Raw genomic sequence first — 15,880 nt, forward strand, 5'->3', positions numbered from 1 at the left:
GATCAGAGCCCTCCGCGGCGCGCGTCGAGCAGCTGGCGCACGGTTTGCATGGCCAGCATGCCGCCGCCCAGCATCAGCACCAGCGGCGTGCGCCCGCCGAAAATGATGTTGGTGTTCGGCAGGTGCACCCATTCGTCGGCGAGTTTGTCGCCGTACAAAATGTGCAGGGCCTTGTAGATACCTAACAGATAAGAGATGCGCGTGATGCGGTCGGCTTCGAGCACGCGGTCCGGGTTCTTTTTCCAGTCGTAGAAACTGGACGCGGACAGGCCGCCGAGCAGCTCGCGCGCATCTTCGTCGCGCAGCTGCCAGGCGGCGGCCAGTTTGAAAAAGCCCTTCAGGGCCGATTGGGACAAGCGCTCGCGCTCGGCACGTGAACTGAGGTCGACCAGCACGGTCGGCTCGAAGCGGCTCTTCGGGTAAGCATAAGCGAGGTTCATGGTTTCCTCCGGTTTTGGAGTATTTATACTCCTATTTCGGAGGCATTGCAACTCTGGTTGTCAAGCCGGATAGACCGTGACAGAATTGCCGTCGACTTGTCAAAAGGAAAAGGATATTTCCATGCATTGGCGATCGAAGGGGATGATGAAGGGAATGCCGAAGTGGATGACATGCGCGCTGGCAGGCGTGCTGGCGGCGGTCGTGCTGGCCGCCTGCATGGCGCGCGGCGCGGGCGGCACGCAGGACGAATTGCGGCAACAGGTGATGGAGACGGAACGCGCGTTTGCCGCGAGCATGAAGGCGCGCGACTTCGAGGCGTTTGGCGGTTTCCTGTCGAAGGAGGCGGTGTTCATGGGACCGGGCGGGGCGAAGCGTGGGCGCGATGCGGTAACGCAGGCCTGGCGCGGGTATTTCGACGGGCCGACTGCGCCGTTCGCCTGGACGCCGGATGACGTGCAGGTGCTCGATTCGGGCACGCTGGCCTACAGCAGCGGGCCGGTGCTTGACGCATCGGGCAAGCAGATCGGGCGCTTCAATTCGGTATGGCGGCTGGAAGGGCCGGGGACGTGGAAGGTCGTGTTCGATCGCGGCTGCGATTGCGGGCGGTGATCTTGGCCCTGCGTTGGCTGGACTTGCTGTTGTAGGGTGGGCACTTGTGCCCACGCGGTACGGCGGTTGATGTGTCGAACCGCTCATTCGATCACGGTCTGCTTGCTCCACGGTCTCGCGGCACTTGACGAGAACGCAGCGGTACGACCGCGTGGGCTCAAGAGCCCACCCTACGAACACCCGGTTATTCCGCAGTCGCGGTCTGGTCATTCCGTAGTCATTCCGCATTCGCGGGCCCGGTCATTCCACCGTCGCGAGCCCGGCCATTCCGCCATCGCGAGCCGGTCACGCCGGCTCTGCATGCTCCACCAGCAGCTGCACCTTGGTCACGCCGTTATACTCGTTCGCATCGAGCCGGAACGCCACGCGCGCACGCTCGCCCAGCCCGTCGGTGTGCCCGAACCAGATCGCATCGTAGCGCCGCCCGTTCTTTTCCAGCAGCAGCTTCAGGTGCTTGTCTTTCAAGATCCGTTGGCTCATCACGCGGAATTCGTCGCAGAACACCGGCGGCGCAAAGCCTTGCCCCCATACCTGCCCATCGCACAGCTCGATGAACTGGGTCGAATAGAACTCGTCTTCCAGCGGCCCGTCGGTCTCGACCACGCGTTCCAGCTGGGCTTCGCTGAGCCAGGCGCGCCCGACCGCCTCGAAGGCCTCGCAGAAGGTGGCAAGGTGCTCGGCCTTGATGGTCAGCCCGGCCGCCATCGCGTGGCCGCCGAACTTGTCGATCAGCCCAGGCACGCGCTTCGACACCAGGTCGAGCGCATCGCGCATGTGGAAACCGGGGATCGAGCGCCCCGAGCCCTTGATCAGGCCCACGCCGCCTGGCGCGAAGGTAATCGTCGGCCGGTAGAACTTTTCCTTCAGGCGCGAGGCGACGATGCCGATCACGCCCTGGTGCCAGCCTTCGTCGAACACGGCGATCGTGCTGCTGTTCGAGGGCTGGAAGTCGTCCAGGTGCAGCAGGGCGGTATCCTGCATGTCGGCTTCGATCTCGCGCCGCTTCAGGTTGATTTCGTTGAGCTGCTGGGCAATCGCCCAGGCGCGGCCTTCGTCGTCGGTGGTCAGGCACTCGATGCCGAGCGCCATGTCTTCCAGGCGCCCGGCGGCGTTCAGGCGCGGGCCGACGGCAAAGCCGAGGTCGAACGGCGAGGCGCTGCGCGCTTCGCGCCCCGCCACCCGGAACAGCGCCGCCACGCCGGCATGCATGCGCCCGGCGCGCATGCGCTTGATGCCCTGCGCGACCAGGATGCGGTTGTTGGCGTCGAGTTTGACCACGTCGGCCACCGTGCCCAGGGCCACCAGGTCGAGCAGGTTGTCGAGTTTCGGCTGGTTTTGCGCATCGAACACGCCGCGGCGGCGCAGTTCGGCGCGCAGGGCCAGCAGTACATAGAACACCACACCCACGCCGGCCAGGTTCTTGCTGGGGAAGCCGCATTCGGGCTGGTTCGGATTCACGATCACGCGCGCCGGCGGCAGGGCGTCGCCCGGCAGGTGATGGTCGGTGACCACGACCTCGATGCCGCGCCGGTTCGCCTCCAGCACGCCCTCGACGCTGGCGATGCCGTTGTCGACCGTGATGATGACGTCCGGGTTCTTCTCGCGCACCGCCAGCTCGACGATCTCGGGCGTGAGGCCGTAGCCGTGCACCACGCGGTCGGGCACGATGTAATCGACCTTTGCCCCCATCGCGCGCAGGCCGCGCAGGGCCACGGCGCAGGCGGTGGCGCCGTCGCAGTCGTAGTCGGCGACGATGGTCATGTTCTTGTGCGCGCCAATTGCGTCGGCCAGGAACACGGCGGCGTTGTCGATGTGCTTCAGGCCGCCGGGCGGGGCCAGCGCGGCCAGTTCGCTGGCCAGTTCACGCACATCAAGCAGGCCGCGCGCCGCGTAGATGCGCGCCAGCACAGGGTGGACGCCGCCCTGGCGCAGCAGCTCGGAGGCGCGGAAAGGGCAGGGACGGACGGAGATGCGGGTTTTCACAGCAGGGATTCCAGGGTATTGCGGCGCCAGAACTTGCGTTGCGCCATTGCGTTGGTGGTGGCTTCGAGCAGGGCGTCGCGGTGGCTCAGCACCAGCTTCACTTCGCGTATGCGGCCGTTCTTCAAACTCTCCAGGATGGGGGCGAACAGCTGGGCTTCAAGCTGTGTCATGACGCCGATCCAGCCGCCCCAGTCGGCCGCGGCCGCGTACGAAGCAGCGCTGCCGCACACTAATAGGGTGTCGCCGTCGATCGCGGACGTCAATCCGGCCAGGTCGGACGAGCTTGTGCCGGCCAGCTGCGCCAGCCAGGCTGCGGTATCGAAGGCGGCCAGCCTGGCGCCGTTGACGGGCATGCCGGCCGCGCTGGCGGCACTGGCCGCACCCCAGGGCCAGAAGGCGTTCACGGCCGGCAGGCGGCGCGCTTCGCGGGCAGCGTTCACCGGATGCGTGTGCCACAGGATCTGGATTTCGTTCTGCAGGCGGCGGAAAGCGGCGGCGCGCTCGCCCAGCGGCATCCAGTCGGTCAGGTCCATGCCGAGGGCGGCGTCGGGCGTGGCGGTGTCGAGGCCGGCCCAGTCGTCGGCGCGCAGGAACCAGGTCTGGGCGTCGCCGTAGAGCAGGGCGTGGCCGGCTTCTTCCACGTAAGGCCGAGCCGCATCGAACAGGGCGCGGCTGTCCGCCTCGGCCAGGCCCAGGTGGCGCGGGTCGCCCATCATCAGGTGGGTGCGTGCGATTTCGATGTGCACCGGGTTGACGATGAACCAGGTCCCGCCGCTGGCTTCCAGCCCGTAGCTGCGCATGGCGGCGCCGGCAAAGGCGGGTTGGCCGGTGCTGCCCAGGCCGAGCGTGCGCGCGAGCCAGGTCTCATGGGGCAGGGCGCGCACGGACTCGTCGGCGGGCAGGCGCCGCTGCGCGCCCGTGCGCGACAGCAGGCTGGCCAGGGCGGGCGCCTGCAGGGCGCGCACCAGGTCGGGGGCGAATTCGGGAACGGGAAGGGCGGAGGGCAGGACAAGCGTAATCTGGGACATGCCGTGATTGTAGGCGAAAACGGCTGGCGCCACGAGGCGCGGCGCCGCCAGCGGCCCACCCGGACGGCAAGTACGTGACGCCCTTGCCACAGCGTTGCCACGAGTTTGCCACAGCGTCAGCACCGTGTGCGCCCTGTCATGGATGAGCTTTGCGTGGCATACTGCGAGATCAGTTGTCAAACTCTACAAATTTCATGAGCATCATCCAGAAACTGCCGTACGAATGGGCAGTCGGCCTGCGCTACACGCGCGCCGGCAAGCGCAGCGGACGGAATCGCTTCATTTCCTTCATCTCCATGATCTCGGTGGCCGGCATTGCGCTCGGCGTGGCCGCCCTGATCGTGGTGCTGTCGGTGATGAACGGCTTCCAGAAGGAAGTCACCGACCGCATGCTGTCGGTGCTGGCCCACGTCGAGATCTTCGACGTGCGCGGCGCCATGCCCGACTGGCGCGCGGTGAGTCGTGAGGCCGCACGTAACCCGCAGGTGGCGGCCGCGGCGCCTTTCGTCGAAATCCAGGGCATGCTGCTGCGCGACGGCGTGATGAAGCCGGTGCTGGTGCGCGGCGTGCTCCCAGGCGAGGAAGCCAGCGTCTCCGACGTCGCGCGCGAGATGAAGCAAGGCAGCCTCGACTCCCTCACGCCCGGCTCGATGAACATCGTCATCGGCCGCGCCCTGGCCGATGCCCTGCATGCGGGCGTCGGCGAACGCGTCACCATGCTGCTCGGGACGTCCGGCGCCACGGAAGGGGGCGCCCCGGCCGCGCCGCGCACCAAGACCTTCATCGTCTCCGGCATCTTCGAGGCCGGCCACTACGAATTCGATTCCATGCTCGGCTTCGCCCATCTCGAAGATGCGGCGCAGACGGTCGGCCTGGCCGGCCCGGTTGGCCTGCGCCTGCGCCTGCACGACCTGCACCAGGCGCCGCGCGTGGCGGCCGAGCTGCGCCAGAGCATGAACCAGGATTACGTCATGCGCGACTGGTCGCAGGTGAACACCATCTGGTTCGCCGCCGTCGGCTCGCAAAAGCGCATGATGTTCATCATCCTGACCCTGATCATCGCGGTGGCCGCCTTCAACCTGGTCTCGACCCTGGTCATGACGGTGAAAGACAAGCAGGCCGACATCGCGATCCTGCGCACCCTCGGCGCCTCGCCGCGCTCGATCATGAAGATCTTCATCGTGCAGGGCACGCTGGTGGGCGTGCTGGGTGGCCTGCTCGGCGTGACGCTGGGCGTGGCGGTGGCAATGAATGTGGACGTGATCGTGCCGGCCATCGAGCGCGTGCTCGGCATCCAGTTCATCTCGAAGGAGATCTACCTGATCAGCGAGATTCCCTCCGACCTGCAGTGGTCCGACGTCGGCAGCATCGGCGGCGTGGCCGTGCTGCTCGCCTTTTTCGCCACCCTGTACCCGAGCTGGGCGGCGGCGCGCGTGAAGCCGGCCGAAGCCCTGCGCTACGAGTGACCCCGTTTTACCGACCCTGCTATAGAACACCTCATGAGTCTCTTACATAAACTGCCGTTCGAATGGCTGGTCGGCCTGCGCTACACGCGCGCAGGCAAGGGCACGGCCCACAGCGGCTTCCTGTCCTTTATTTCGCTGATCTCGGTGGCCGGCATCGCCCTGGGCGTGGCGGCCCTGATCATCGTGCTGTCGGTGATGAACGGCTTCCAGAAGCAGGTGACCGACCGCATGCTGTCGGTGCTGGCCCACATCGAGGTTTTTGATGCGCGCGGCGACATGCCGCAGTGGCGCGAAGCCGCCGCGCAAGCGCTGAAGAACCCGGCCGTGCGCGCCGCCGCGCCTTTCGTCGAATCCCAGGGCCTGCTGCAGCAGCGCGAAGGCGCGATGCGTCCGGCGACGATCCGCGGCGTGCTGCCGGAAGCGGAACGCACCATCTCGGATGTAGCCAACACCATGGTCCAGGGCAGCTTCGAGTCCCTGAAACCCGGTACCTTCAACATCGTGCTCGGCTACGCGCTGGCGTCGTCGCTGAACCTGCAGGTGGGCGACAAGGTGACCATGCTGCTGGCGCAGGCCCAGACCACGCCGGCCGGCATGCTGCCGCGCATGCGCAGCTTCACCGTCTCTGGCCTGTTCCGCTCCGGGCATGCCGAATTCGACGCCGGCATGGCTTTCGTCAGCCTGGGCGATGCGGAAAAGATGGAGCGCCTGTCGGCGCCGGCCGGCCTGCGCCTGCGCATCGCCGACATGCATCAGGCGCCGCAGGTGGCGGCCGAGCTGGAAAAGTCGATGCCGGGTAAGCTCGAGATGCGCGACTGGTCGAAGCTGAACGCGGTGTGGTTCGGCGCCGTACAGACCGAAAAGAAGATGATGTTCATCATCCTTACCCTGATCATCACGGTGGCCGCCTTCAACCTGGTCTCGACCCTGGTGATGACTGTGACCGACAAGCAGGCCGACATCGCGATCCTGCGCACGCTGGGGGCGTCGCCCGCATCCATCATGAAGATCTTCATGATCCAGGGCGCGCTGGTCGGCATCCTCGGCGCCGTGGTCGGCGTGGTGGGCGGCGTGCTGGTCGCGCTGAACATCGATGTCATCGTTCCATTCATTGAACATTTGTTGGGAGTGCAGTTCTTGTCGAAGGATATCTACCAAAACAGCACCGTGCCGTCGGACCTGCGCTGGCCGGACGTATTCAAGATCGGCGGCGTCGCCGTGCTGCTGGCCTTTGCGGCCACGGTCTACCCGAGCCGCTCGGCCTCGCGTGTGAAACCTGCGGAGGCGCTGCGCTATGAATAATGTGTCGAATAGCCCAGTCCTGGCCTGCCGCGGCCTGGGCAAGACCTTCAAGCAGGGCGACTACCAGGTGCAGGTGCTGGACAAGATCGACTTCGCGATCCAGCGCGGCGAGCGCGTGGCGATCGTCGGCGCCTCGGGCTCGGGCAAGTCGACCCTGCTGCACCTGCTCGGCGGCCTGGATACGCCGAGCACCGGCTCGGTGACCCTGCTGGGCGAGGATTTTGCGACGCTGTCCGAAACCCGGCGCGGCGAACTGCGCAACTCCTCGCTCGGCTTCGTCTACCAGTTCCACCACCTGCTGCCGGAGTTCTCGGCGCTCGACAACGTGGTGATGCCGCTGATGATCCGCCGCGAAAAGCGTGCAAGCGCCGAGCAGAAGGCACAGGCCATCCTCGAGCGCGTGGGCCTCGGCAAGCGCGTGATCCACCGCCCCGGCGAACTGTCGGGCGGCGAACGCCAGCGCGTGGCCCTGGCGCGCGCCCTGGTCACGGAGCCGGCCTGCGTGCTGGCCGACGAGCCGACCGGTAACCTGGACCATGCCACGGCAATGGCGATTTTCGATTTGATGCTGGAGCTGTCGCGCACCCTCGGCACCTCGTTCGTCATCGTCACCCACGACATGGAACTGGCGCGCCGCTGCGACCGCGCGCTGCGCATGACCGAGCACGGGCTGCAGCCGCTGGAGCCCCTGGAAGGAAGCTGAGGATGTGGATCGACACCCACTGTCACCTGGATGCCCACGAGTTCGGCGCAGAATCGCTGGATGTGGCGCGGCGCGCGGGCGAGGGCGGGGTGTCGATGATCGTGATCCCGGCGGTCGAGCGCGGCAATTTCGAGGTGGTGGCGCAGTTGGCTGCAAACGCACCGAACGCAAGTTATGCGCTCGGCATCCATCCGATCTACGTACCGCAGGCGCTTGACGAAGACCTGGTGGCGCTGCGCACCGCGGTCGAAGCGGCGATGAATGAGCCGCGTTTCGTGGCGATTGGCGAAATCGGCCTGGATTTCTTCATCCCCATGCTGTGCGAGCCGGCCATGCGCGAGAAGCAGGAACGGTTCTTTCGCGAGCAGCTGCGCATCGCGCGCGATTTCGATTTGCCGGTGCTGACCCACGTGCGCCGTTCCCAGGACCAGGTATTGAAACACCTGCGTCAGGTGCGGCCTGCGGGTGGCATCGCGCATGCCTTCAATGGCTCCTTCCAGCAGGCCGAGACCTACATCAAACTGGGCTTCCACCTCGGCTTCGGCGGCGCCATGACGTTTACGCGCGCGCTCCAGATCCGGCGCCTGGCGAGCGAGCTGCCGATGGAGGCACTGGTGCTGGAGACAGATGCCCCCGACATCTCGCCGAGCTGGATCCACCCCGGACGAAACAGTCCGGAACAGCTGCCGGCCATCGGCGCGGCGCTGGCGCAGCTGCGCGGCATGGACGAAGGCGCGCTGCGCCAATGCGCCTGGAATAACTCGCTGGCGGCGATACCGCGTTTGCAGGCGCTGCTGGTTTCATGATTTTGATAGGGGAGGCGGGAATGATCGAGCGGCTGCTGTCTGTTGGGGTCTTCGTCGTTTTCCTGTTCCTGTCCCCGCCGGTGCTGGCCCAGGCCGGCGATGTGGAGATCGTCCTCGACACCCCGAGCCGCAAGCTGGCCGGTAGCCTGCGCCTGCCCGCGGCAACAGGACCGGCGCCGGTCGCGCTGATCATCGCCGGCTCCGGCCCCACTGACCGCGACGGCAATTCCGCCATGCTCCCGGGGCGCAACGACAGCCTGCGCATGCTGGCCGAGGCCCTGGCGGCGAAAGGGATCGCCTCGGTCCGCTACGACAAGCGCGGCATCGGCGCCAGCGCCGCCGCCATGGGAAGCGAATCGGCACTGCGCTTCGAGACCTATATCGACGATGCCGCGGCCTGGATCGCGCGCCTGAAGGCCGACCCGCGCTTTTCCAGGGTGGCCGTGATCGGACACAGCGAAGGGTCGCTGATCGGCATGGTCGCCGCGCGCCAGGCCGGAGCCGCCGCCTTTGTCTCGATCGCCGGACCCGGCGCGCCGCTGCAGGCGGTGCTGCGCCGCCAGCTGGCCGCCCAGCTGCCGCCTGCGCTGAACGAAGAGAACGAGCGCATCCTCGGCAAGCTCGAACAGGGCGAACTGGCCGGCGAAGTGCCGCCGCTGCTGGCCGCACTGTATCGTCCGAGCGTGCAGCCCTACCTGGTGTCGCAGTTCCGCTACCTGCCGGCCGAGCGCATCGCCGCGCTGGCGGTGCCGGTGCTGATCGTCCAGGGCACCACCGACATCCAGGTGAACGTGGACGACGCCCGGGCGCTGAAGGCCGCATATCCGCAGGCGCGGCTCGAGATCGTCGACGGCATGAACCACGTGCTGAAACTGGTGCCGCCCGGTCCCGCGCAGTTGCCGTCCTACGGCGACCCCGCGCTGCCGCTGGCGCCCGCGCTGGTGGCCGCCGTCACGGGCTTCCTTACCCACTGACGCTGGCGGCACTGTCCATCCATACAGGCCGCGTGGCACGACAACGACAACCCGGTTTAGTTGCACCGTTTTGTGAGCGCATACAATGAGACGACTCAACGGGCCCAACAGGCCCTCGTGGGACGATTCTGTTTTCGAAACGGGAGACGGAATTGGACAGTGCCAGCGAGTTCCTGCGCGTACTGCAGCACGAGCGATCGCTCAGCACCGCGCACCGTGCACTGCGCCTGCGCCTGGCGCATGCCGAGGCACTCCTTGACGACGTCCTGCTGCCGCAGTGGATCGAAGGCAGCGAAGCCATCTGCGGCGGCCTCGAATACCGCGTTTCCTGCATCGCCAGCGACGCCACCCTGCCGCTGAAGGAACTGATCGCGCTGCCGGCCGAAATTCAGGTCGTCACCGACCGCGGCCAACTGCGCAGCATCTGCGGCATCGTCACCGAGGCCAGGTCCGGCGACAGCGACGGCGCCCTGGCCACCTACCAGCTGGTGCTGCGCGACGCCCTGTCGGTAATGGAAAAGCGCGTCAACAGCCGCATCTTCCGCTACCAGAACGAACTCGAGATCGTGAAGGTACTGTTCGACGAATGGCGACATGCCAACGCGGTGCTGGCAGGCGCCTTCGAATACGAGCTCGACCCGCTGTTCGACATGCGCCTGTACCCGCCGCGCGAGCAGACCATGCAGTACAACGAATCCGACGCCGCCTTCGTGCGCCGCCTGCTGCGCCGGCGCGGCATCTCCTGGACGGTGCGCCCCGGGCGCAGCCGCAGCACCTCGGTCGACCCGCTGCACGACCGCATTCCCGCCCATACGCTGGTGCTGTTTGCCGACGCCAACCACCTGCCCGAGAATGCCGCCGGCAGCGTGCGCTACCACCACGACGACGCCGCCGGGGAGCGCGACACCATCACCCATTGGGGCGCGGCGCGCACCCTGCAGCCGGGCAGCGCCACCCGCCACAGCTGGGACTACAAGAACCCCGGCGCGGCGCAGTTCATGTCGACCACGGCGCGCGCCAGTCACGACCAGGGCGGGCACGGCAACGGCCTCGCTGCCAGTCTCGACGACTACCTGATCGACACCCCGCACGCCGGCAACGACGTCGAGGACAGCTGGCGCCTGGGCCAGCTGCGCATGCAGCGCCACGAATTCGAAGCCAAATGTTTTCATGGCGAAGGGAGCGTGCGCGACTTCTGCGCCGGGCAGTACTTCACGTTGCAGGACCACCCGGAAATCGACACCCACCCGCTGGCCGAGCGGCAGTTCGTCATCACCGAAGTCCAGCTCAGCGCGCGCAACAACCTGCCGGGCGAGCTGTCGACGCTGGCAGAGCGGCTGCTGGCGCAGAACGGCTGGCACGCGATGCAGGGTCTTACAGCGGCTTCCGTACAGGCTTCTGCAAGCGAGCGCGCGGTGCAGGTGCGCTTCACGGCGGTACGGCGCAGCGTGCCCATCGTGCCGGCCTACGATCCGCGCGTCGACCTGCCGCATCCGCAGCTGCAAAGCGCGATCGTGGTGGGACCGCAGAGCGAGGAAGTGCATTGCGACCGCCTGGGCCGGGTGAAGATCCGTTTTCCCGGCATGCGCGCGCCGGACCACCAACACGCCCACGGCGCCGGCGCCTCCGGCAGCGCGGCCGATTCGGCCTGGGTCCGCGTGGCCTCGAACTGGGCCGGCAACGGGCCGGGCAGCCAACAGCAGTTCGGCGCCCTGACGCTGCCGCGCGTGGGCACCGAGGTGCTGGTGGCCTTTCTCGGCGGCGACCCGGACCGGCCGGTGATCCTGTCGCAGGTGTTCAACCAGAACGGCGAGCCGCCGGCGCTCAGCGCCAATGGCGGCTTGCCGGGTAATCGTTATCTGTCGGGCTTGAAGAGTCGCGAGATCGGCGGCGGGCGCGCCAACCAGCTGCGCTTCGACGATACGCGCGGGGAGATCAGCGCGCAGCTGGCGAGCGAGCATGGCGCGTCGCAGCTGAACCTGGGGTGGTTGACGCATCCGAAGGAGAACGGCATGGCGGAGCCGCGCGGGGAGGGGGCGGAACTGCGCAGTGACGGCCATGTTGCGGTGCGCGGGAAGGAAGGAGTATTGATTTCGGCCGAGGCGGCGGCCAGGGCCGATGGGTCTCAAATGGCGCGCGCGGGCCTGATTGGGCTGGCGGAGCTGATGCAAAGCGTCGCCGACGAGTTGGCCAAGCTAGCCGAACAGCAGGCAGGCGACGAGAAAAGCAGCAGCCCGCTGGCGGAGCTGGTCGGCAAACTCAAGTCCTGGGAAGGAGGCTCGAATACCGCGCCCGAGGCCACTCCTGGCGCACCGATCGTTGCCATGTCCGCGCCGGGAGGCATCGTTGTCGGTAGCCAGGAGCATGTTGGGATTGGTTCCGAACGCAAGGTCGACATCGTAAGCGGCGCGAACACTGAGATTGTTGCAGGAAACAATTTTTTCGTGCGCGCCGTACGAGGGGTTAGCGCATTTGCGCATTCAATCGGAATCAAGCTGGTTGCTGGCGGCGGTAACGTAACGGTGGAGGCGCAGCAGGGGACGGTCGAAGTCAAGTCCTATGGCCGGATCAGCCTGATCTCCTCCGAAGCCATCCACATCGAGGCGCCGTCCATAAGGATCGTGTCCGAAGGCGCTCAAACCGAATGGGCCGGCAGCAAGATCACCCAGCAGAGTGCCGGCGAGCACATGGTAAGGGCCGCTTCGGTACTGTATGCCGGGCCCGGAGACGGGAGCCCAGCCGCACCAGGGTTTGCAGCAGGCAAGATGCAATCCGACGAACGTCTCGTCCTGCGGCACTTGCAGACGCGCGAGCCGATCCCGAGCCAGCGCTATATCGCGCATCTCGAAAATGGAAAGACAATTCGAGGCGTCAGCGACGAACAAGGTCGGACCGCGCTCGTTCAAAGCGACATGCTGGGTCCGGTTCGCTTCGAACTTCTTCCCTAAAACCTTAACCAGGCTGGAATCGCCATGGCTGAATCGACCAGGCCCTTGCCGCCACTTATTCCACTTTCCAACGGCGGCTGGGAGGTCAATTCTTTCATGTCGTCGCCCGAGTTCAAGCTGCGTGGACTCGGCTTGATGCCGCCGAATCATATTGTGCCCGTGATCGTGGTGCCGGGGATCATGGGGACCAATCTGAGGGCGAAGAGCAACCCACGCGTGGGAGGAGAGGAGGACGAAAGGAACAAGGTAGTCAGGCCCGGTGAGCCAACCTGGCGTCCGCCGAATGGTAAACGCCAAGGCCTAAGCACATCATTCGACTGGGACAGATTGATGCCAGCCGATAGACAACGACTGCTCGATGCTACGACCCTCGAAGTTGATAATGGCGGCCCCGTCATACTGCCGGAACCGGACGATGGTTATGTATTGAACGAACGCGACGTGCGCCAGCGTGGTTGGGGCGAGTTGCATGCGGAATCGTATGGCACTTTGCTGCAGGTTTTGCAAACTCGACTGAATCAGACATTTGGATTTGACGACCGTGACAAGAAGCGATTCATTCGGCAACACTGGAAAGATGTCATGGCGTGTACGCCGCGAAGATGGGGAGTGCGCGAGTTCGATCCGCTGACGGAGCCCCATCTGGAAAAGCACGCCAAGTATTATTTCCCGGTGTATGCGGTTGGATATTGCTGGCTTTCAGATTGTCTCGCGTCCTCGCAGCTTCTCGAAAAACGGGTCCTGGAAATCATCGAGTCATGGAAGAAGGCAAATCGTCGTTGTGACAAGGTGATATTGGTCACCCACTCCATGGGAGGACTAGTCGCGCGAGCGTGCGCCAAACGCATTCCCGACAAGATCGCCGGCGTCATCCATGGCGTGATGCCCGCACTCGGAGCGCCGGTAGCGTACCGGCGGATTGCTTGTGGGACGGAGGCAACGAATCCAGGCAATGGCACTGTAAAGAACTTCGAAGCGTCCAGGCTTGCAAAAATTCTCGGAGCGACAAGCCAGGAGACCACGCCTGTGCTCGCGGTGTCGCCAGGGGCACTCGAGTTACTGCCAAATCACCTCTATCCCCAACCCTGGCTCCATATTCGCGTCATCAAGACGTTCGGCGCGCCACAAAAAGCAGGCTACGGGGCCAGGGACGACGTCGTCCGCATGAAAGAAGCCCCTCTGGACTTCCTGCACTTGCCGAATGCACGCACGCCTAATCCTTATGATTTGTACCGAGATCTGAAGTCATGGTACCGGATGATCGACCCTCGTCTTGCCGATCCCGCCCAGATGTATCTGAGAAAAGACGGCGGCGTAGAGAAGGCAATCAGGTCCGCAATCGACATGGCGGAAAGTTTTCATCGAGGTTTAGGCGATTACTATCATCCGAATACCTACGTCTTCTATGGCGCAGACCGAAATAACCTTTCGTATGGTCAAGTGCGATGGGTTGCCCGCCAAGCGGTAGGCGCAGTAGGAGCACTTACCTCTGGGAACCTGGCAGCGGCCACCTTTCTCGGTCATAACTACCGAGGTCAGCGGCGCATCCTGGTCGAGGGAAAGTCAGAATTCCATTTTGAACCAGAAGCGCAAGATGCAAATGGTGATGGGACTGTCCCATTCCAATCCGGAGCTGCAGCTGCGGGGAAGGTAAAGCATGTGTTTGCAACCCGGGGCTACGATCACCAGGAATCGTACAAGAATGACGATATGCTCATGCTAACGCTTCGGTTAATCGTGAAAATCGTCCAGGAGATGCCGTGACACGACGGGCCCAAAACAGACTGGCAATTGTGCTGGCCGGGATCGCTGTCGCCGGATTGGCGGCAACTTGGGCCGTTGGCAAGGCAATGAACGAAGACGAGTTGACGCGCCTGGAAAAACACGAGGTAACGCGTATGACCGAAAAAATGAAAACCGTATGTGCGGGCAGGGTGCTGATCGATATGCCAGCCGAGGCTCAGGTCGCGATAACGCACGCCAATATCGACGGCTTCGGGGTTGCAGCGTTCAGCGAAACCAACGAGGAGTTTGAACGACGCGTTGCCGCCCGTGAGATGCAAATCAAGTCGAAGCCGGATCGGCTGGGCGGGAGCCGTAACATGGAGACGGAGAGAGACGTCGAATCCCCAAGCGGGCTGTCCGGAAAAATATTTGTGCACAGCCGCACGGTCACAGAAGGCACAGCGTCGAATGGTCTTGAACTGGAGCGCTACCGTTACGAAGGCATCTCGGTCGAAGCTCTCCTGCATGCTGGCGGACTCAGCATTGATTTGAGTGCAAGCGATTACGATCCGGCGCGCATCGAAAATCTCTCCAGGCTGGTTGCACAACTCGTCCCGAACGCCGGCAACCAGATTCCTGCCGAATTCGGTTTTTGTATTGATCGTGCCTATTTCCGTGATCCGATCGAGGCTGAGCAGCATGAACAAATTATAATGTTGGCTACATTGCCCAGTCGGCCTGACATTGACTTCATGTTGATTTTGGCGGCGGGCATTGCGCCTGACCAGAACGGCCTACTTGCACGCGACGCTGCGGCAGAAGATCGGCTTTCGCTTTTCGAAAAAATGCGGATGACTAAATTACGGGCCGGCACGAGGACAATTAGCGGCCTTCCCGGCGAGGAGGTCATCAGGGCAATAACCGAGGAAAACGATGCGGTCGTCCATAACTTCTGGTGGGAAATGGGTGGAACAAAGGACAAGGTGTCCGTCCCGCATATCGTTTTTAAGATGAATACCGGTAACGGCGATCATGGTCCTGTTCCCCCCTCCTTGTCCGAACGCGTCGCAATAGAACTTTGGGACACCATCTCATCTAGCATCCGGCTGCATGCTCCTGCTCACCAGCATAAAGTACAAGCCGAAGCAGTCCCGATCGCCATTGGGTCACATGCCTGGGCTGGTGAACGCTGCCCTCAAAGCGGTTGGTGGCTGTGCAGCGATGGTGACAGTCGAGTCGAAGTACTCGGCGGGCAGCGTCAGTACTTGAGAAAGGGGCAGAAAATGCCACAAGCCCTGTTACTTCCGCCGCAAAGTTGGTGGCAAAAGGTACGCGGCCTGCAATCCAGTTACGAAAACCAGACCCGTACGGAATGGCAGTTAGTTGATAAGCGCGAGCACGATCGAACCCCATCGCCCGTTCCTCTTGCTGAAGCAACCGTTGCGGCCCAGGCCGATAATATAAGTGCGATCAAGACTGAAAGATCTCATGCCTCTCCCGAACCTGCAATTGGTTTTCTAGCGAGGACAGGCATGCAGTGCCCAGCTTCGGGCTGGTGGCGGTGTGAGGAATCGCATGCACTCGATGGTACTCGCTGGTTTGCCGCTAGGACGCTCTTGCCACCTGCCACGTTCAAAATCCCACCCGCAGCGTTCGGCCGAACATTTGGCAAGGCGCAGGCAATCCAGCGACGCAGTGTTTGGTTACTCGTGCGGCATGACCTAACCAGCCCTGCAGAATCAGATTCGAGAAGCGACACTACCGGCCCATCCGACGATAGCAACCTACCTGTCGTCGGCTGACCATTTCAAACTCGCCAGTACGATACCGATGATCTCGATCATTGGAGGTGAGGTACTCTGATTTTTCCGGACACTCTTGTTTGGTAAAGTTCA

Annotated in this window: 12 protein-coding genes; 9 read left to right on the forward strand and 3 right to left on the reverse strand. The window is 64.1% G+C overall.

Annotated features, from left to right (window positions below; all coding sequences use genetic code 11):
* Window positions 1–2: 2 nt before the first annotated feature.
* Window positions 3–440, reverse strand: coding sequence for an MbcA/ParS/Xre antitoxin family protein (locus QWL29_RS06425; protein ID WP_305822053.1), 438 nt, complete (start codon window positions 438–440; stop codon window positions 3–5).
* 76 nt (window positions 441–516) lie between these two features.
* Here QWL29_RS06425 and QWL29_RS06430 point away from each other — a divergent pair, with 76 nt between their 5' ends.
* Window positions 517–1,050: a YybH family protein gene (locus tag QWL29_RS06430; RefSeq protein ID WP_305822054.1), complete on the forward strand. Its 534-nt coding sequence runs from the start codon at window positions 517–519 to the stop codon at window positions 1,048–1,050.
* A gap of 285 nt (window positions 1,051–1,335) precedes the next feature.
* Here QWL29_RS06430 and recJ read toward each other — a convergent pair whose 3' ends face one another.
* Window positions 1,336–3,033 carry a single-stranded-DNA-specific exonuclease RecJ gene (gene recJ / locus QWL29_RS06435; protein WP_305822055.1) on the reverse strand — a complete coding sequence of 566 codons (1,698 nt, stop codon included), beginning with the start codon at window positions 3,031–3,033 and terminating at the stop codon, window positions 1,336–1,338.
* On the reverse strand, window positions 3,030–4,061 hold the full coding sequence (locus tag QWL29_RS06440) for a hypothetical protein (protein WP_305822056.1): 1,032 nt from the start codon (window positions 4,059–4,061) through the stop codon (window positions 3,030–3,032). Before QWL29_RS06440 ends, recJ begins: the two co-directional genes overlap by 4 nt.
* 194 nt (window positions 4,062–4,255) lie before the next feature.
* Between QWL29_RS06440 and QWL29_RS06445 the strand changes: the two genes are divergently transcribed.
* The 8 genes from QWL29_RS06445 to QWL29_RS06480 all read left to right on the forward strand — a co-directional run bounded on the left by QWL29_RS06445 (window position 4,256) and on the right by QWL29_RS06480 (window position 15,787).
* Window positions 4,256–5,527 (forward strand): lipoprotein-releasing ABC transporter permease subunit, encoded by a 1,272-nt coding sequence (locus QWL29_RS06445; protein ID WP_305822057.1) that lies wholly within the window; start codon window positions 4,256–4,258, stop codon window positions 5,525–5,527.
* Window positions 5,528–5,560: 33 nt separating this feature from the next.
* Window positions 5,561–6,829 carry a lipoprotein-releasing ABC transporter permease subunit gene (locus QWL29_RS06450; protein WP_305822058.1) on the forward strand — a complete coding sequence of 423 codons (1,269 nt, stop codon included), beginning with the start codon at window positions 5,561–5,563 and terminating at the stop codon, window positions 6,827–6,829.
* Window positions 6,822–7,532 (forward strand): lipoprotein-releasing ABC transporter ATP-binding protein LolD, encoded by a 711-nt coding sequence (gene lolD / locus QWL29_RS06455; RefSeq protein WP_305822059.1) that lies wholly within the window; start codon window positions 6,822–6,824, stop codon window positions 7,530–7,532. The genes QWL29_RS06450 and lolD overlap by 8 nt, the downstream gene beginning before the upstream one ends.
* Before the next feature lie 2 nt (window positions 7,533–7,534).
* Window positions 7,535–8,338, forward strand: coding sequence for a TatD family hydrolase (locus QWL29_RS06460; RefSeq protein WP_305822060.1), 804 nt, complete (start codon window positions 7,535–7,537; stop codon window positions 8,336–8,338).
* A 20-nt stretch (window positions 8,339–8,358) separates the two neighbouring features.
* Entirely contained in the window at window positions 8,359–9,312 is a 954-nt protein-coding gene (locus QWL29_RS06465) for an alpha/beta hydrolase (RefSeq protein ID WP_305822061.1), read from the forward strand.
* A 152-nt stretch (window positions 9,313–9,464) separates the two neighbouring features.
* The gene (locus tag QWL29_RS06470; protein WP_305822062.1) at window positions 9,465–12,260 is read left to right on the forward strand and encodes a type VI secretion system Vgr family protein; all 2,796 of its coding nucleotides are present in this window, start codon (window positions 9,465–9,467) and stop codon (window positions 12,258–12,260) included.
* A 24-nt stretch (window positions 12,261–12,284) separates the two neighbouring features.
* Window positions 12,285–14,024 carry a PGAP1-like alpha/beta domain-containing protein gene (locus QWL29_RS06475; RefSeq protein ID WP_305822063.1) on the forward strand — a complete coding sequence of 580 codons (1,740 nt, stop codon included), beginning with the start codon at window positions 12,285–12,287 and terminating at the stop codon, window positions 14,022–14,024.
* A complete protein-coding gene (locus QWL29_RS06480) occupies window positions 14,021–15,787 on the forward strand; it encodes a T6SS immunity protein Tli4 family protein (RefSeq protein ID WP_305822064.1) in 1,767 nt (588 codons plus the stop codon). Before QWL29_RS06475 ends, QWL29_RS06480 begins: the two co-directional genes overlap by 4 nt.
* The last annotated feature ends 93 nt before the right edge of the window (window positions 15,788–15,880 follow it).

Origin of the sequence: Massilia brevitalea, assembly GCF_030711405.1 — a bacterium.
Lineage (GTDB): Bacteria > Pseudomonadota > Gammaproteobacteria > Burkholderiales > Burkholderiaceae_D > Telluria > Telluria brevitalea.